Source organism: Ignavibacteria bacterium (genome assembly GCA_025612375.1).
GTDB lineage: Bacteria > Bacteroidota > Ignavibacteria > Ignavibacteriales > SURF-24 > JAAXKN01.
The window spans coordinates 12,066-29,034 of sequence record JAAXKN010000048.1; the positions used below are offsets into that span (position 1 = coordinate 12,066).

Sequence of the window (16,969 nt, forward strand, 5' to 3'; positions counted from 1 at the left end):
CCCCCCGTGCATATTTTAGTTATTAATCAGCAGGCAAAATTATTAAGCCCAGCAAATATAATGGTTTAGGAAGAAGTTTGAAAATAATTTTTTATTTATTTTCCATTCCTACTTGCATAAGGGCATTGGGGAATTCATTGATTTTATTGGGTTAAATTTCAAAATTCATAACAGAACGGTTTGCCCTTTTGAATTAGAGAATATAAATTTATAAACAACGGAGGTAGAGAATGGGACCTGCCAATATTGTTGAGGAATTCCTGATTGCAATTGAACAGAGAAATTTCACCAAAGCCGAGGAATTGTTATCCAACAGTTTCAGGGTAACAGGTGTCGGGCCCGATACGCTTGACAGCAGCGATTTTATGAGTATTCACCGTGCATTAGGCAGCGGTATACCCGATTTCAGGTTTAATTACGAATTTTTGAAGGAAAAAGGTGGCGTTGTAACAGTTAAGTTCCATATAACCGGGACACATACAAAATCTCTGCCTGCTCCTTATGCAGGACTTCGGACGACTGCGCCGACAAACAAGCCGATTGAGATGCCGGATGAAACAGTGGAATTTAACGTAAGGGACAATAAAATTCAGAGAATGCAGGTAGAGCGCGTTGAAGGCGGCGGGCTGCCCGGGCTTTTGAAGCAGATAGGCGTTGAGCTGCGCGTGGAAGCCTAGACTTGAGTTTGCTCCAAAGTTATCCGGTATGGCTTCAGTTTTAGCAGAAAGGCACCTTTTTGGGTGCCTTTTTTGAATATGGGTCGAAGTTTAGACATTAAAATGGGATTATTTGAGGAGAAATTTGTATAATAATTCAATAGAACTGATTTAAAAATCCTGTTTTGACTGGAGGGGGTATGGAGGGAAAAAGAGGGAAAATTATTAAATGGTCCCTGATTGGAATTCTATTATTAATTATTATTATACAATTCATTCCTGTAAAGAAGGACAATCCGCCAAGCGCAACAGAAATTAAATGGGATTCGCCGCAGACCAGATCGCTTGCACGCAGGGCCTGTTACGACTGCCACAGCAATGAAACCGCCTGGCCGTATTATTCTAACATAGCTCCTGTTTCATGGTTTTTGTCGGATCATGTTCATGAAGGCAGGAGGCATCTGAATTTTTCGCAATGGCACTACCCCAGGGAAAGAGAGATAAGAAAAGCCAGATCGATGGTCAGGCAGGTCATGGAAGGCGAAATGCCCCTGGAATCCTACATCTGGATGCATCCGGAGGCAAAGCTGACGGATATAGAAAAGCAGCAGCTGATTAAAGGCATTGAAAAGACCTTTAATGTTACGGTACCCGCAGATTCGGGAAAAACCGAAGGTTCAGAGCACGAGCATGATGAGGATTAAGCCTTGGGGGAAATAAAATTTTCTAAAAAAGCTGGAACAATTATTATGTAGGAGCCGTCTAACGATATGAAAGTGCTCCTAATTTGTTAAATAAATGCCGGGCCGGAAGCTGCACTCCGGCCCGCTTTTTATATTCTCTTCTCTCCCCTGCCATTCCGCCGTTTTTATGGCTTGTTTGTTTATCCATTCAGACTATATTGATTTTAAGACTGTCCAGGCATTGAGGCGAAAACGGACATAGCCGCTGGAGTAATTAGAATCTGACAGCAGGGTTGAAAATTACAAAAATTGACTCCAAACTTTATTATTTATATTTTAAGCAATTATGCTTAATGCCCTGATCCGATACCAGCATTTGTCAGGCTTCTAACAATTCTGAATCTATGTATTCGCCGTCCGCTATCCGGAATATCAACAGAGAACCATACATCCATTAAATAAAGGAGCATACTGATGGCAAAGGAGCAGGTACAAATCATATCAGATATTCTGAACAAGAAAGAGAATGAAATTCTAAACAGCTGGGTAAAAGAACAGCTTCAGTCTATAACATTCCGGTCCGACCTGATGAATGAAAACGAATTAAGGCAGCAGTCGGGTGAATTCCTAAATCTTTTCCGTGAAGCCGCCGCTCAGGGTATGAATTACGATATTTATTCGCCCATCTGGTCGAGGGTTCTTGAAATGCTGGGATCAGTTTCACGTTCAAGAGCAATACAGGGGTATTCACCATCAGAGACGGCAACGTTTATTTTCTCCTTAAAGCAGCCGCTCTTCAACAGTCTGACTGACGCCGTTACCGATGATCCGAAAGTATTAAGCCGTGAGATCTGGAATATCACGGTCATTTTTGACAAGCTTGGGCTTTACACGGTAGAGATGTACATAAAGAGCCGGGAGGAAATCATACTGCGGCAGCAGCGGGAAATGATAGAGCTATCGACTCCTGTAGTCCAATTGTGGAACGGCATACTTGCGCTTCCGCTCATAGGGACACTCGACAGCGAAAGGACGCAGGTAGTGATGGAGAGCCTTCTTACGAAAATTGTTGAGAGCGGTTCTTACGTTGCAATAATTGATATTACCGGGGTTCCAACCGTGGACACGCTAGTGGCACAGCATTTATTAAAGACCGTTGCGGCTGCGAAACTCATGGGAGCGGAATGCATAATAAGCGGCATAAGGCCTCAGATAGCGCAGACGATAGTGCATCTTGGTGTAAACCTGGAAGACGTGACGACGAAGGCAACGATGGCCGAAGCGCTCCGCTCGGCACTTGTAAAGAACGGGCTGCACATCGTCAAGGCCCAGGCTAATCAAAAGAAGGAGCAGTAAATGGAAAGAATTCCTATTCTAAAGATGGGAAAATACCTGCTTGTTACAATACAGATAGACATGCACGACCGTCTGGCTCTGGCGCTTCAGGATGACCTGACAGAAATGATAGTAAAGACGCAAGCAAAGGGGGTTCTAATAGATATATCATCACTGGAGATTGTAGACTCCTTCATAGGGCGGATGCTGAGCAATATTGCATCGATGTCCAAGGTGCTGGATGCTCTAACGGTGGTAGTTGGCATGAGGCCTGCTGTAGCAATAACGATGGTGGAGCTTGGGCTGGATATGAAAGGCGTAAGGACGGCGCTTGATATGGACAAGGGCATTGAACTTCTGGAATCGTTATTGATTAAAGATGAGACCTCATTCAACGAAGAGCCGGAGACAGAAGATGACAGTACAAAGGAGTGACAAGAGACTAATACGCACATCCGAAGATATTGTCATGGTTCGTCAGCTTGTAAGGGAGTGGGCAAAGGCAATCGGGATGAATCTGGTTGACCAGACAAAACTTATTACTGCGGCAAGTGAGCTGGCAAGGAACACTTTCGATTACGGGGGGGGCGGCGTTATGGTTATAGACCAGATTATTGACGGAATAAAAACGGGGCTCAGGCTGACCTTTGAGGATAAGGGTCCCGGCATTGAGGACGTTGAGCAGGCAATTAAGGACGGATACACTACGGGCGGGGGCATGGGTCTGGGGCTTGGAGGTGCCAGGAGGCTGGCCAACGAGTTTTACATATATACAAAGCCCGGCCAGGGAACGCGCGTTACTATTGTCAGGTGGAAATGAAAAACATATTTACATTAAAAATTACGGAGCAGAGCGGGGTTGCAGAAGCAAGGCGGCTTTCGGCATATGCTGCAACGGCAATTGGTTTTAATGAGACTGACAAAGGCAGAATCAGCATAATTGTAACCGAGCTGTGCAGAAATCTTGTAAAGCATACGAAGCAAGGGGGTGAATTTCAGCTTTTCAGGATTAAGAGGGGTGAACAAGAGGGGCTGGAGCTTCTGGCACTGGACAAAAGTCCCGGGATCAGAAACGTTGCAGAGGCGATGCGGGACGGGTTTTCAACGGCAGGAAGCCCGGGGACGGGGCTGGGGTCAATAAAACGCCTTTCAGATTTTTTTGACATATATTCTGTTGAAGGCCAGGGTACCGTCATATTATCGCGCATATGGGTAAACAAGCAGGCACTTTCAGAGCAGAAGTATGAGATAAGCGGAATAAATCTTCCCAAACCCGGCGAGGAGGTTTCAGGGGACAAATGGTCCTGGGGGGCAAATCAGAACGGGATAACCATAATGATTGCAGACGGGCTCGGGCATGGCCTGGAGGCTTCAGATGCCTCGACCGAAGCCGTTAAGGCCTTTGAGGAATCGAAAGCAGGCCCGGCAGACAAAATACTTCAAAGAATCCATCAGCAACTGGGTCATACCAGGGGCGCTGCAGTTGCAGTAAGTGAGCTTGATGCAATGAAAAAGGTAGTAAAATACTGCGGTGTAGGCAACATTTCAGGAGTCATAATCTCCCCCACCGGGTCGAGGAGCATGATATCGCATAATGGGATTGCGGGGCATGAAGCCAGAAAGATACAGGTATTTGATTATCCATGGACAGAGAATTCGCTAATGGTAATGCATTCAGACGGGATGTCGGCCAGATGGAATATGGACAAGTATCCGGGACTGATAATGAAGTCCACGTCGGTAATCTGCGGAGTCCTTTACAGGGATTTTGCCCGCGGCAATGATGACTTTACAGTTGTAGCGATGAGGATGCACTGAAACATTTGCTTGTCAGAATAATTGAGCCTGAGAAGAAGAATTTATGAGCGTAAAAATAATAACTTTAAGAATCAAGTATGAAGAAGACACTGTGCTTGCGCGGCAGCGGGCAAGGCAGATAGCTTCTTTACTGGGTTTTGATACCAGGGAGCAGACAGCAATAGCGACCTCGGTTTCGGAATTAGTTAGAAATGCTTTTAACTATGCCCGCGGGGGCATAGTGGAATTTTCAATTGATGGGAAGCCGGAGGCACAGAAGCTTTCAATTAAAATTTCAGATGATGGTCCGGGAATAAGTAATCTTGAAGACATACTGGCAGGCCACTACCGGTCTGAAACAGGAATGGGGCTTGGAATTGTAGGCACACGCAGGCTGATGGACAGTTTTGATATAAAGTGCACTCCCGGCAAAGGAACAACGGTTATAATCGGGAAAAAAATTCCTAATATAAAGGCTCCCATAGGTCCCGATGCGATCAGGCGAATAACAGATGAGCTAATAAAAAAAGAGCCGCAAAGTCCTATTGAGGAATTCCAGATGCAGAATCAGGAGCTGCTAAGGACTTTGGAGGAGATAAAAAGGAGGCAGGAAGAATTAGAGAGGCTGAATCTGGAGCTGGAGGAGACCAACCGTGGTGTTGTTGCACTTTATGCCGAGCTGGATGAGAAGGCGGAGCATCTGCAGAGAATAAATGACGCCAAGGCGCGTTTCCTTTCAAATATGAGTCATGAATTCAAGACGCCGTTAAACTCAATCATTGCGCTTGTGAGGCTACTGCAGGAGCATGTGGATGGCGATCTGAATGAGGAGCAGGAAAAACAGGTAAGCTACATCAGGAGATCGGCTGAAGACCTGACGGAACTGGTAAGTGATTTATTGGATATTGCGAAGGTGGAATCGGGCAAAACGACGGTTAAGCCTGTGGAATTTGCGGTTTCAGATCTTTTTTCAGCTTTGAGGGGGATGCTGAGGCCGCTGCAGACAAATCCAGCAGTAAGCCTGGTTTTTGAAGACCCGGTAGAAATACCTCTAATGTTCAATGATGAAGCCAAGATATCGCAGGTGCTGAGAAATTTTATTTCCAACGCCCTGAAATTCACTGTAAAAGGAGAAGTAAGGGTAAAAGCCGAGCGGAGTGATAATGGAGAATATGTAATTTTCTCTGTAGCCGATACGGGGATCGGCATTGCGCCAAAGGATCAGGAACTAATATTTGAAGAATTCTCGCAGGTGGAAAGTGAGCTTCAGAAAAAAGCAAAAGGCACGGGTCTGGGCCTTCCGCTGTCGAAGAAGCTTACAGAGCTGCTGGGTGGTAATGTATATCTCAAGAGCAAGCCGGGCGAGGGTTCAACATTCTTTGCCCGCTTCCCTGCCGGGCTTTCGTATACACGGGGTGAGAAGACCGGGGACCGGGAGATTGTTTTTGAACAGGCGCCCGAGAACTCAACCGTTCTGATAATTGAAGACAACGAAGCGATGCACCTTATCTATGATAAATACCTGAAAGGAACGGGCTTCAAGGTAAAATCGGCCAGAAGCATTGATGAAGCAAGAACCGCTTTGGAACAGACAATGCCTGACGTAATAATACTGGACATTCTTCTGCCCGGTGAGAACACCTGGAAATTTCTGACAGAACTGAAATCGAATACGAGCTACAAGGACATACCGGTCCTGGTAGCCTCGGTAATTGATGAAGAAGAGCGGGGCCTGGCGCTTGGTGCAGACGACTACTGTGTAAAGCCAGTTGAGCGGCAGTGGCTTCTGAAGAAGCTGCAGAACTTGAAGAGCAGAAGAAAGAATGCAAGAATCTTAATTATTGACGACGAGGCAATTGCCAGATACATATTAAAAGAGATGCTGCCGCAGGGGCGCTTCGAGGTAATTGAGGCTGAAAACGGCAAGAGCGGCCTTGAGAAGGCGGTAAATTACAAGCCTGACATAATATTTCTTGATTTAATAATGCCCGATTCGACAGGCTTTGAAATTCTGGAAAAGTTAAAGGCAGATCCCGGAACGAGGGACATTCCGGTAGTAATCAACACATCAAAAGACATGGACGCAATTGAAATTGCCAGACTTAACCGCTCAGCCGCGGCAGTGCTTGGGAAAAAAGATATATCGAAAGCCAGAATGGCCAGCCAGATCAGGGATATCCTGTTAAAAACAGTAAAAGACGGTAAAGGGAAAAAGGAATGAACAGCAAACCCGCAAAATGTATAACTCTTGTGGTGGATGACAATCCTGTTGGATTATATGCAACAAGCAGGACGCTTGGAGCCGAAGGCTTTGAAATTATTACGGCTTCGACGGGGCAGGAAGCTTTGATGAAGGCCAAAGAGAAGCCTGACATTATAGTGCTAGATGTAAAACTGCCGGACATCAGCGGATTTGAGGTATGCCGCAGAATTAAGTCTGACCCGGATACCTCGGCAATTCCAGTCATACATCTTTCGGCAACATATCTGGACTATGAGTCAAAGGCACAGGGGCTGGAAATGGGGGCGGATGCATATCTGACTCACCCTGTGGAGCCGAGGGTACTGACGGCCACAATAAATGCCATGTTAAGGATACGGAATGCTGAAATGAGCCTAAAGGAAGCGGCCATGAAGTGGCAGGCCACATTTGATGCTATAAACGACGGCGTATGTCTTCTAAATTCAGAGTTTAATATTGACCAGTGCAACAAGGCTTTTGAAATGATAGTGGGCAAAAAACAGGATGAGATTGTAGGGCGCAGGTTATGCGACATCTGCAAAGCGCTCTGCTCTTTTGATACAAAATATTTCAGGAGTACGACACCGGAAAGTGAGGAAATAAAGAATGAGGAAATGCTGGTAAACGGCGCATGGTATCTGATCAGCACCGATCTTATACCCGGAGGAGGAGGCACTTTTTCGGGGGCGGTATTCAAGATGACTAACATTTCTCCTGCAAAGCACGCAGAGGATGAACTGAAGAAAACCATGGTAGAACTGGAGCGTTCGAACAAGGAGCTGGAGCAGTTTGCATACATAGCCTCGCACGACCTGCAGGAGCCATTAAGGATGGTAAGTAATTTTACTCAGCTTTTGGGTAAACGCTACAGCGGGAGGCTGGACCCGGATGCTGACACAATGATTAACTTTGCAGTAGATGGAGCCAAAAGGATGCAGATGCTGATTACAGATCTTTTGACATTTTCCAGGGTGACAACAAGGGGGATGTCCTTTGAAAGCGTGGATCTGAATGAAGTGCTCTCAAGCGTGGAAAAGAATCTGCAGATGACTATAAAGGAAACAGGAGCGGAGATAAAGTCGGATCACCTCCCTGTTGTAAAAGCTGACGCAGTACAAATGTCGCAGCTGTTTCAGAATCTTATCAGCAATGCAATAAAGTTCAGAAGCGAAAGAAACCCTGTAGTAACGATAAAGGCAGAGGCAAGTAAGGGGGAATGGATCTTCAGCGTTTCAGATAACGGGATTGGGATAGATCCGCAGTTCAAGGAAAGAATATTTGTAATTTTCCAGAGGCTGCATGACATGTCGGAATATCCGGGAACCGGCATTGGTCTTGCCATATGCAAGAAGATAGTAGAAAGGCACCGTGGGAGGATATGGGTGGAATCAGAAAGCGGAGAGGGTTCCACGTTTTACTTTACGCTGGGGAAGTGAACGTCCGACGTTCTACGTCCGACGTCCGACGTCGGAAGGTTGAAATTGGAAGGATATTGATTATTTGGGGGGAAATTGGTTTAATGAAATAAAGGCTGTAAAAATTTACATTTCAACGAGGGGGTTAAAATGGCTGCTCCTATTGTGATAATTATTATCAGTGCTTTATTCGGGCTGCACATCCTGACCAACATTCTTCAGAATAAAATCACGCCCAAGGTTTCTGTTGTAATCCATGGAAGTTTAAATGCAATAGCTTTGATTCTTGTAATCGTCGGCGCTGCAAGAATTGGTGCCGGGCTTCTTACAGCAAGCATGATTGTGCTTATTGTAGCGGCACTGGGAGGGTTTTATCTTTTATCTATTGATATAGGGAAAAAACAGATACCGCCCAAAACGTTTGCAATTGTACACCCGATTATTGGTGTTATAGGGCTGATACTACTTATAATTTATGCGGCTTAAACATTCGACGTTCGACGTTCGACGTTCGACGTTCGACGTTCGACGTTCGATGTTCGACGGAAAGAGGTCTGACGGGAAGATTAAGGGGCGGGATGAGAGGCCTGCCCTTTGGATGCTGTTTATTTATGGAAGCGCCTGTCTCCTTCACGCTAAAGCCTGCTGTGAGCCGAATCATTTGAATTATCCCCCAACCCTTTTAAATTAACCCGCATATCACTTTCTTAAAAAAATGTTCTTTCACCGGCAGTGTTCATGACTATAATTAACATAAATTGAGGGCTGAACATGATGAGGTTGTACAATACCGATTCCAAAGGCACTGCTTTTCGGCCAGATGTGATTGATGCTGTCTGGAAAAAAGCGAGGATTGTTCCCGGGGCAGATCCGGAGCAAATACGCAAGGACTCCTGCGGGGCATGGATTGAGAGAAAGAATTACGGAGTAACGGTTCACAAGGGTACAGGCTGGGAGATTGACCATATCTTACCTGTTGTGCGCGGCGGGACAGACAAGTTGAATAATCTGCAGGCGCTGCAGTGGGAAAACAACCGTCAGAAAGCCGACAGTTTTGTGCTGAAATGCTACATCTCATACCAGCATCAGCTTGTTCCCCTGCTTAAGAAGACAGAGAAAGTAATTGCCGTAATTCTGGCTTTGGTCTTAAACATAATTTGAGGGGCTTTTAGCATTCAAATGCAAAAGTACTGTTCATTATTCATTTCTGTAAATGTGCTGCACCTGATACGGATTTTGATTTCTTAAAATCCGGGGAAAGGGGCAAGTCTGCCCTAATACCTTTCTTCCCTATCCTTTTACTTCATAAACTAAAATTTCCAAATAATATTTCAGCCGTTAAACTTAGTTTGTGATGGTTATCATTGACTTTACCATTCTTTACACATTGCTTTAACTCTCCTTGACATTCTTTTATTTTATACTTACTATAAAGAAGTGGTTGTAAAACTATTATTAACAATCCAAATGAAACTGTACAACTGGCTTCTTAACGGTTTCTTCAAACTCCTCCAATCGAACAGCAACAGAGATTACCGGTTTACCGCCGGAGAAGATCCTGCGGGTTCATATAGCGGCATCTCGAGGTTTTCGCAGAAGCAGCAGCTTTACAATGAAATTAAGAGCTGGGTTTTCTCAGCCATTACACTCAGAAGCGAAGATGTGGCCAAGACAGCCTTCAGGCTCTACCGCAGAACGGTTAAAAATAACCGTACATCAGTAGAGGAAATATTCGACCATCCCTTCGTACAACTTATGAGCGATCCGGGTTATGATCTTTCCTGGTATGAACTTATGCTTCTGACCGTACAGAACATGGATGCAACGGGAGACATGTACTGGCTGCTTGAGCGCAACCGTATGAATATAATTTCGCGCATACATCCCATCCTGCCCGAGTATCTTAAAATTGTGCCCGGTGAAGGTGACCTTATAAAAAGCTACATCTACAAATCGGGGCAGCAGAAGGTAAATATTGCCAAGGAAGATATAATTCACTTTAAGCATCAGAAAGCCGGGGATCTTTTTTACGGGCAGAGCATAATTATGGCCATAGCAGATATTATTAACGTAAATAATCTGGAGCTGGCCTTTCAGGTGGAGAGTTTCAATCAGCCTGTTCCGCCTGTCTCGCTTGAGACTGACAAAGATCTGGGGCTTGAGACGGCGCGTGAGCTGCAGCAGCAGTTCAGAGCAAAGTATGGAGGCGTCAGGAGGATATCGTCGGTTCCCGTTCTGGATAACGGCTTAAGGCTGAACATACACAAAATGTCGGCCAAGGAGCTGGATTTTTCGGCTTCCAGGAAGAATGTGCGTGATGAGATACTGGGGGCCTTCCGTGTGCCGGCAAGCAAGCTGGGAATTGTAGCTGATGCCAACCGGGCCAACGCGGAAGCGGCAAATTTCACTTATCTAAGCAATGCCATTGAGCCTCTCTGCAGGTACTTTTCGGTCAAATTCACGCAGTTGGTGCAGAGAGAATTCGGCTTGGATCTTTTCATCAGGCACGATGATGTTGTACCGCGCGATCTGGAAGTAAGGCTGAAGTATTATGAGAACGGGCGGAAGTACGGCTGGCTGAGCGCAGAGGAGATACGGGAGGAGGAAGGGTACGGGTAGAGCGCCTGCGGCGCGGTCCGACGTCCGACGTCCAAGGTCCGACGGTAAGGGAACTAGTAACTAAATGGAATAAGGAGTTAAAATGGAAAAGATGGAGCAGGTGCTGGTTTCGGAGATAAGGGGTTCGGAGAATAAGACCCTTCAATGTTATATCGTTACTGCGGGCATAAACCGCGGCGGGCGCAAAATTGATCCACAGGGCGGGAAATTTGAGGATTACTTTAAGAGTCCCGTTGTACTGGCCTTTCATGACGATACAAAAGTAATTGGCCGCTGTATTGACCTGAGTGTTGAGACAGGCGGCATTCTTGCCACATTTGAATTTAGTCATACTCAGCTTGCCAATGACATATTCCGGCTTTATAAGGAAGGCTTTCTTACAAGCTGGTCTATTGGCTTTCTGCCTCTTGTGATGAAATCTGAAAAAGAAGGAGGAAAGGAAGTCCTCCATATAACAAGCTGGCTGCTTCTGGAAGTTTCTGCCGTAAGTGTCCCCATGGATGCAGATGCCGTAACGGTGGCAATAGGACAGGGGCTCATCAAGGACGAACTCCTGCTTCAGAGCCTGGGCGAAAGCGACTTCAAAAAGCTGGCGCGTGAAATTCCAGCTTTTGCTGCCGGTTATGCAGTTAAAGTGAAAGGAAAGTAATTGTTCGACGTTCAACGTTCGACGTTCGACGGTAAGAGGCTAGAAGTTTTATTAAGATAAACTGATTATCAACAGGTCCATTCTATTAATCATCACAATAATTTATCACATTCCGGAGGGATTCATGGATAACGGCGTAATTCAGATAACAAAGGAAGAATTCTTAGCGCTGCAGACTCAGGCAGTTGATGCAGCTGTAAAGGCTCTTGGCATGGATAAGATAGATGCCAAATACAAGATCAATCCGCAGCAGGAGGAGCAGGAGCAGCTTAAGTCGAATAAAAAAGAGCGGTTTCTGCAGCTTTTATGCTATATGCATAACAAGCAGTTTGAGCCCATTATTCAGCAGGCATTATCGGAAGGTGTGGCAGCCGACGGGGGCTATCTGGTGCCGGATGAGGTGGCCGGAGATATACTTCATTTTGTAAATGAATATGGTGTTCTAAGGCGCTATGGATCTTATTTCGACATGAGCCGCGTTAAATCCGACAGTCTCCATATCCCCAGGCTTTTGTCGGATATATCCGTAAGCTGGATCAACGAAAAAGCAGTGATTGCTCAAAGTGAGCCGTCATTCGAGGATGTCAGTCTGGTACTCAAAAAAGTAGCAGCTATTTCCACTGTTACAGAAGAGCTGCTAAGTGACAGTCTTATAGTGCTTTACGACTTTCTGATGGAGTGTTACGGAGAGCGTATTGCATATGCCGAAGATAATCAGGGCTTTGCCGGACAGGGCTCCCCGTTTACGGGAGTACTCAATGCCGCCGGGGTAAACAGTGTTACAATTGGGGGCACAAGTCTTGAAAGCCTTGACTACGATGACCTGGTAGACATGCAGAGCTGCCTTTCCACAGCAAAGCTTAGAGGTGCGCGCTGGTTTGGGCATCCAACCATTTTCGGGGAGATAAGGAAGATAAAGGATTCGGCGGGCAATCCCATACTGGTTAAGCCGAATAATGGTCCCATAGAAGAGCTTATGGGCTACCCGGTTGAGAAGGTGGATGCGATGCCTTCGAAGGGTTCCACAGGTGCAAACACCCCGTTTCTGGCATTCGGGAATGCCAGGCACATAGGGCTTGCAGGCAAGGGTGAGATTGCCTTTAAGATATCGGACAGTGCCGTAATCAACAGTGAAAGCATGTTCGAGAGGGCCGAACAGGCGCTCAGGGCAATGGAACGCGTAGGAATCGGCGTTCTGCTTCCGGGAGGATTTGCTGTTGCCAGAACTGCAGCGGTGTAAGGGAGAGGTAAAGGTATAGGTAAAGGAAGAGGCAAAACACAGGTTGAAGTTAAGGTTTAGTATGGAGGGGAAATATGAATTCAAATCAGGTTATTTCGCTTGAAGAATTGAAAGAATATCTGGGATGGAAAAGGGATGATACATCGAAAGATATCTTTTTTGATTCCATTATAGATGCCGTCAGCCAGTTAATGGAAGATTACTGCAACACAAAGCTTAAGGAATCAGCGGTAACGGAAATTCTTTCAGGCAGCGGCACGAACCTTCTTATACTCAGCAACCGGCACGTCACTTCCCTTTCCTCATTGAAAGTAAGGGACGGGGCTGAATTTAAGGACTGCTTTACCACGCCGGAAGAAATGAGTCAGGTGATCCTTTACAGGGGCAAGTTTCTTTACAGGTGCAGGGGCTGTTTTGAGGAAGGGGTTCTTAATTACCAGGCATCCTACGTCTGCGGATTCTCTGAAATACCGGCGGATCTCAAGTTAGTGGCAGAGGAAATGTGTGCGCTTGTATATCAGAATTCCCTGCATGGTGAAGGACGACTGGGACTCCTGGCAAACCGTCCCGGGAGCATCAGGATGTTTTTTCTGGAGGAACTGCCCAGGCACAGGGCGGTGATGGTGAAGTATATGAATGTGAAAGTATGAGGTCCGACGTCCGAGGTCCGACGTCCGACGTCAGGAATTGAGGGCGGGGTGAGCCCGCCCTTTTGAACTACGATAATTATCTTTTGACAACTTCTATATGCTTTATAAATAATCATTTAGTTACTTTATTTAATATTTGGGTTTAATATGTATCCGGTAAGAAATTTTTGCGGTGTGGAAGTAAAATTGGGATATGATGAGTTTGCCACCTCAATTGAACTTCCGGATGGAGAGGCGTCAAAGCTGCCTGATCCGGCTATGGAGGGCTGCTATAATCTTGTATGGTTCAACTGCAGCGATTATAAGAATCCCGCTGATGACCCCCACAGGGAGATAGTAAAAGTAACGGCTTTGGCGGGGAATTTCCTGAGCGTGCAGTGGGGGCAGGAAGGCATTTCAGCCAGCACAAAAAACGCTCCCGGAAGGATCTATAAAATGATTCTTACACTGACGAGGGCTGCTTATGAGGAAATTATCAACGGAAGGCATGGAGTTATTACCGGCGATACATTCGGGGATGCACGCGGGACAGATGCAACGGATTTTCAGTTCATCAGGAGTGATAAGCAGCAGGTTGCATCGGGAGCCTCAAGTTTCATTGCCTCAGGAATTAACAATAAGGCAAGCGGATACTGCTCTTTTGCCACAGGAAGCGGCAACACGGCATCGGGCCAGTATGCCCTTTCGGAAGGGCACCTGAACTCCTCATCCGGAACTGCATCTCATTCGGAGGGGTATCAAAACACCTCAGGAGGGGTGGCTTCGCATGCAGAAGGACAGAACTGCCAGGCTTCAGGCAATTCGGCTCACGCCGAGGGATATCATACTTCAGCCGTCGGGAATAACAGTCACGCTGAAGGCAGCGGAGCGGTTGCAAGGCTTAAAGGTGAGCATGCAAGGGCATCTGGATATATAAGCGATTATGGTGACGCCCAATATTCATCTGTAACCCTGGCAGGGGTTACACTGGACGGGAATCCTGCTGAAATCTTCCTCTCCCCTCCTTCAGAAAGGATTGTACTGGAAGACAACACGGCCGCAGGATTTTGGGCCAGAATTACAGCCCGCAGCAGCGCAAGCGCAGCCGATGCGGCACTAATAGAAATTAAAGGGGTCGTAAGCCGCCTTGCGGCTGCTGCATCGGTACAGCTTTCCCCATGCGTTAAAACGGTAATCTGGAAGTCATCCCAGTTATGGGATGCCAATTTTGAAGCCGATACCATAAACGGAGCCTTAAAGCTCAAAGTAACCGGCGAGGCGGGGAAAACGGTCAGATGGGTGGGCGTGGTGGGGATGGGGAGGATTAAGTAACGTTCGAAGGGGAAAAAGTCCGACGTCCGACGTCCAACGGGAAAACAAATATGAACTACTTTGGAAAGTATTTGTGAATTAGATAGCAGCATAATTTAAAATAATAAAAGAATAGCGTTGGACGTCGGACGTCGGACGTTGGACCTTAAAAAAGCATGTTTGGAATTTATACATATGGTTCTATCCCCTTCTCTTTGCTTAGCGGTGAGGGAGGAGATTTTAACTTCCGGCATCTGATACTCAGAGCCTTAAAGCAGAACCTGGAGGCAATAACAATTGCAAATGGCTTCAGGGCAGAGATTAAAGGTGTTGTATTCGGAGGCGCTGAGAGCCAGATACGGGATGGGGAAATTCTTATCTACAGCATACGTGATGCCGTCGTGAACTACAAAAGTGAGGCAGCGGATCAAACCACCCGGTTCACCCGGCCATCTTCCAGGACGCGCAATATTTATGTAAAACTGCGTCTTCTTATTAAAAGTGAACTTTGCGGTGAAATAACTGATAATATGGTGGAATTAAGGGAGAATTATGCCGATTCAATCATAAAAGGACTTTATGGGAGGAATAACTCCGCACGGCAGCTTAATTCGCTTCTATTGGACGGGATTGCATGCGATTCGGGTCTTGTGGCATTCGATATTTCACAGTTCAAAGAATACGGATTTTCGGGCAGACTGGAGCTGGAGGCGGAAGTGAGGTTTGTGTATAAGGAGAAATTTTATTAAAAAGTTCGAAGTTGAGGAAGGTCCGACGTCCGGGGTCCGACGTCCGACGGTAAGAGAAGAAGGAGGGGGAAATGGAGGAGATAGTGATCAGTGCGGCTGGGTCTTTGATTATTGCGGTGGTGCTGGGAGTTTTTGGCATCCTTAGAAAAAGTATACTAAAGCTGCTTCGCAGAATTGAATTATTGACTAATAAAATAAATGCGCTTGTATATGCAATTTCCAAGCAATCCAATAACGGCATAATGCTCAGCTACCGCGAATACCTGGAAGGGACGATTAAAGAGGATGAGTTTGTGGGACGGTAAAGTTCGACGTTCAACGGAAACAAGAATTAATTTGGAGAGGAAATGATACGGGGTATTTATGAGCCTGGGAGGAGGAAGCTGACGGCTTTCTTTACGAGTATTGGAGTCTATTTTTTACTGATGTCGCTGGTTATTATTACTCACAGACTTGATAACCTTTCATTGGAATCCTTTGCCGTTTCGCTTGCCGCGGGAATAATGGCTATCAGTTACGGTTATTATGCCAGCAATGCATATGTGGCTCAAAGGAGGGGTCCGACGTCCGAGGTCCAACGTCCGACGGAATGAGGGGTCCGACGTCCGACGTCCGACGAATGACAAGTCAGGGATTATGAAAAAAGGAGTATTGAGAGATGAAGGATTTATTGGAAAAATACGGAATAAGGGATTTTACGGAGGGGGAATTATTCAGGAAGTGCATCCCTCCTGCAGTATTATATGAGAACGTCCTTCCTACCTTATGCATACTTCAGAAGATCCGGGATACAATACGTATCCCGATTGTTATACATTCGGCATACAGGGACCCGGTTTATAATTACCGCGTACATGGAGCCATACACAGCCTGCATCTAAAATTTAATGCCCTGGACTTCTCCCCTGCCGGCTTTGATGCCGTTCAGATCAGAAAACTTTATATGGATATTGCCTCGGGGAAATTCAATCTTGAAATGCAATGGAAAGGCAGACTGATCAATGTTAATGAGAATATCATGGGACTGGGGCTCTATCCGGCATTTATTCACCTGGATACCAGAGGAGTTCTGGGGAGGAAAGGTTCGAGGTTCGAAGTTAAGCCAGGTCCGACGTCCGACGTCCGACGGAAAGAAAGGTCCAAGGCTTAAAGCTGAAGGAGGGATGAAATGAAGAGAGGGATGGGGATAATGATTTTGGTTCTTCTGATTGGGGGTGTTTATCTGGGGTGGAGGGGGTATTTAAAAGAGAGGAGGTATGAGAAAGATTATAAGTATACTTCCCTTTTGATTGACTCACTGAGGAGTAAACTGGACAGTCTTAAAGCCAGAAGAAAAGTATTCAAGTCCATAAGTAAATCAATTATATCAAGAGAAAAGGAGCGGAAGTATGAGGCTGCTAATCTTAGCAGTATTGACAGCCTTGCCTGCCTTGCAAACAAGCTACTCGCAGGTAAAGGTAATTGACAGCAATATGGTTCAGATGAATAAAGAAAGCCTTAGGCGGATGGTAATAATGCTGATTGAACGGGAGAGCCTGCTGGAGACTGTAAAAGCAAAAGATCTGGAGATAATGAATCTGGAAGGACAGATTGAGCTGCAGGAAAAAGAAGTAAATATTCTGAAGGAATCGATTCAAATGGCTT

At 46.0% G+C, this 16,969-nt stretch carries 20 protein-coding genes; all 20 read left to right on the top strand.

Annotated features, from left to right (window positions below; all coding sequences use genetic code 11):
• Positions 1-230: 230 nt before the first annotated feature.
• Positions 231-677 carry an ester cyclase gene (locus HF312_18980; GenBank protein MCU7522308.1) on the top strand — a complete coding sequence of 149 codons (447 nt, stop codon included), beginning with the start codon at positions 231-233 and terminating at the stop codon, positions 675-677.
• A gap of 179 nt (positions 678-856) precedes the next feature.
• Positions 857-1,360, top strand: coding sequence for a heme-binding domain-containing protein (locus HF312_18985; GenBank protein ID MCU7522309.1), 504 nt, complete (start codon positions 857-859; stop codon positions 1,358-1,360).
• A 453-nt stretch (positions 1,361-1,813) separates the two neighbouring features.
• On the top strand, positions 1,814-2,695 hold the full coding sequence (locus tag HF312_18990; protein MCU7522310.1) for an STAS domain-containing protein: 882 nt from the start codon (positions 1,814-1,816) through the stop codon (positions 2,693-2,695).
• Entirely contained in the window at positions 2,696-3,109 is a 414-nt protein-coding gene (locus tag HF312_18995) for an STAS domain-containing protein (GenBank protein MCU7522311.1), read from the top strand.
• Positions 3,090-3,494 carry an anti-sigma regulatory factor gene (locus tag HF312_19000; protein ID MCU7522312.1) on the top strand — a complete coding sequence of 135 codons (405 nt, stop codon included), beginning with the start codon at positions 3,090-3,092 and terminating at the stop codon, positions 3,492-3,494. Before HF312_18995 ends, HF312_19000 begins: the two co-directional genes overlap by 20 nt.
• A complete protein-coding gene (locus HF312_19005) occupies positions 3,491-4,492 on the top strand; it encodes a SpoIIE family protein phosphatase (GenBank protein MCU7522313.1) in 1,002 nt (333 codons plus the stop codon). Before HF312_19000 ends, HF312_19005 begins: the two co-directional genes overlap by 4 nt.
• Positions 4,493-4,535: 43 nt before the next feature.
• Positions 4,536-6,692 carry a response regulator gene (locus tag HF312_19010; GenBank protein ID MCU7522314.1) on the top strand — a complete coding sequence of 719 codons (2,157 nt, stop codon included), beginning with the start codon at positions 4,536-4,538 and terminating at the stop codon, positions 6,690-6,692.
• Positions 6,689-8,149 carry a response regulator gene (locus tag HF312_19015; protein ID MCU7522315.1) on the top strand — a complete coding sequence of 487 codons (1,461 nt, stop codon included), beginning with the start codon at positions 6,689-6,691 and terminating at the stop codon, positions 8,147-8,149. Before HF312_19010 ends, HF312_19015 begins: the two co-directional genes overlap by 4 nt.
• Before the next feature lie 129 nt (positions 8,150-8,278).
• Positions 8,279-8,614, top strand: a complete 336-nt coding sequence (locus tag HF312_19020) for a hypothetical protein (GenBank protein ID MCU7522316.1) — start codon at positions 8,279-8,281, stop codon at positions 8,612-8,614.
• Between the two features lie 288 nt (positions 8,615-8,902).
• Positions 8,903-9,289: an HNH endonuclease gene (locus tag HF312_19025; protein ID MCU7522317.1), complete on the top strand. Its 387-nt coding sequence runs from the start codon at positions 8,903-8,905 to the stop codon at positions 9,287-9,289.
• A 306-nt stretch (positions 9,290-9,595) separates the two neighbouring features.
• Positions 9,596-10,747, top strand: a complete 1,152-nt coding sequence (locus HF312_19030) for a phage portal protein (GenBank protein MCU7522318.1) — start codon at positions 9,596-9,598, stop codon at positions 10,745-10,747.
• Between the two features lie 82 nt (positions 10,748-10,829).
• Complete coding sequence (locus HF312_19035) at positions 10,830-11,396, top strand: hypothetical protein (protein ID MCU7522319.1); 567 nt, start codon at positions 10,830-10,832, stop codon at positions 11,394-11,396.
• A 124-nt stretch (positions 11,397-11,520) separates the two neighbouring features.
• Positions 11,521-12,636: a phage major capsid protein gene (locus HF312_19040; protein MCU7522320.1), complete on the top strand. Its 1,116-nt coding sequence runs from the start codon at positions 11,521-11,523 to the stop codon at positions 12,634-12,636.
• A 74-nt stretch (positions 12,637-12,710) separates the two neighbouring features.
• Complete coding sequence (locus HF312_19045; GenBank protein ID MCU7522321.1) at positions 12,711-13,286, top strand: hypothetical protein; 576 nt, start codon at positions 12,711-12,713, stop codon at positions 13,284-13,286.
• Positions 13,287-13,460: 174 nt separating this feature from the next.
• Positions 13,461-14,597, top strand: a complete 1,137-nt coding sequence (locus HF312_19050; protein ID MCU7522322.1) for a hypothetical protein — start codon at positions 13,461-13,463, stop codon at positions 14,595-14,597.
• Positions 14,598-14,752: 155 nt separating this feature from the next.
• Positions 14,753-15,325: a hypothetical protein gene (locus HF312_19055; protein ID MCU7522323.1), complete on the top strand. Its 573-nt coding sequence runs from the start codon at positions 14,753-14,755 to the stop codon at positions 15,323-15,325.
• A gap of 71 nt (positions 15,326-15,396) precedes the next feature.
• Positions 15,397-15,630 carry a hypothetical protein gene (locus HF312_19060; GenBank protein MCU7522324.1) on the top strand — a complete coding sequence of 78 codons (234 nt, stop codon included), beginning with the start codon at positions 15,397-15,399 and terminating at the stop codon, positions 15,628-15,630.
• A gap of 42 nt (positions 15,631-15,672) precedes the next feature.
• Complete coding sequence (locus HF312_19065) at positions 15,673-15,918, top strand: hypothetical protein (protein ID MCU7522325.1); 246 nt, start codon at positions 15,673-15,675, stop codon at positions 15,916-15,918.
• A 65-nt stretch (positions 15,919-15,983) separates the two neighbouring features.
• Positions 15,984-16,475 (top strand): hypothetical protein, encoded by a 492-nt coding sequence (locus HF312_19070; protein ID MCU7522326.1) that lies wholly within the window; start codon positions 15,984-15,986, stop codon positions 16,473-16,475.
• A gap of 18 nt (positions 16,476-16,493) precedes the next feature.
• Entirely contained in the window at positions 16,494-16,790 is a 297-nt protein-coding gene (locus HF312_19075; protein MCU7522327.1) for a hypothetical protein, read from the top strand.
• Positions 16,791-16,969: the final 179 nt, after the last annotated feature.

Coding starts and splice junctions, on each gene's coding strand:
- HF312_18980 (MCU7522308.1), top strand. CDS start 231: ATGGGACCTGCCAATATTGTTGAGGAATTCCTGATTGCAATTGAACAG.
- HF312_18985 (MCU7522309.1), top strand. CDS start 857: ATGGAGGGAAAAAGAGGGAAAATTATTAAATGGTCCCTGATTGGAATT.
- HF312_18990 (MCU7522310.1), top strand. CDS start 1,814: ATGGCAAAGGAGCAGGTACAAATCATATCAGATATTCTGAACAAGAAA.
- HF312_18995 (MCU7522311.1), top strand. CDS start 2,696: ATGGAAAGAATTCCTATTCTAAAGATGGGAAAATACCTGCTTGTTACA.
- HF312_19000 (MCU7522312.1), top strand. CDS start 3,090: ATGACAGTACAAAGGAGTGACAAGAGACTAATACGCACATCCGAAGAT.
- HF312_19005 (MCU7522313.1), top strand. CDS start 3,491: ATGAAAAACATATTTACATTAAAAATTACGGAGCAGAGCGGGGTTGCA.
- HF312_19010 (MCU7522314.1), top strand. CDS start 4,536: ATGAGCGTAAAAATAATAACTTTAAGAATCAAGTATGAAGAAGACACT.
- HF312_19015 (MCU7522315.1), top strand. CDS start 6,689: ATGAACAGCAAACCCGCAAAATGTATAACTCTTGTGGTGGATGACAAT.
- HF312_19020 (MCU7522316.1), top strand. CDS start 8,279: ATGGCTGCTCCTATTGTGATAATTATTATCAGTGCTTTATTCGGGCTG.
- HF312_19025 (MCU7522317.1), top strand. CDS start 8,903: ATGAGGTTGTACAATACCGATTCCAAAGGCACTGCTTTTCGGCCAGAT.
- HF312_19030 (MCU7522318.1), top strand. CDS start 9,596: ATGAAACTGTACAACTGGCTTCTTAACGGTTTCTTCAAACTCCTCCAA.
- HF312_19035 (MCU7522319.1), top strand. CDS start 10,830: ATGGAAAAGATGGAGCAGGTGCTGGTTTCGGAGATAAGGGGTTCGGAG.
- HF312_19040 (MCU7522320.1), top strand. CDS start 11,521: ATGGATAACGGCGTAATTCAGATAACAAAGGAAGAATTCTTAGCGCTG.
- HF312_19045 (MCU7522321.1), top strand. CDS start 12,711: ATGAATTCAAATCAGGTTATTTCGCTTGAAGAATTGAAAGAATATCTG.
- HF312_19055 (MCU7522323.1), top strand. CDS start 14,753: ATGTTTGGAATTTATACATATGGTTCTATCCCCTTCTCTTTGCTTAGC.
- HF312_19060 (MCU7522324.1), top strand. CDS start 15,397: ATGGAGGAGATAGTGATCAGTGCGGCTGGGTCTTTGATTATTGCGGTG.
- HF312_19065 (MCU7522325.1), top strand. CDS start 15,673: ATGATACGGGGTATTTATGAGCCTGGGAGGAGGAAGCTGACGGCTTTC.
- HF312_19070 (MCU7522326.1), top strand. CDS start 15,984: ATGAAGGATTTATTGGAAAAATACGGAATAAGGGATTTTACGGAGGGG.
- HF312_19075 (MCU7522327.1), top strand. CDS start 16,494: ATGAAGAGAGGGATGGGGATAATGATTTTGGTTCTTCTGATTGGGGGT.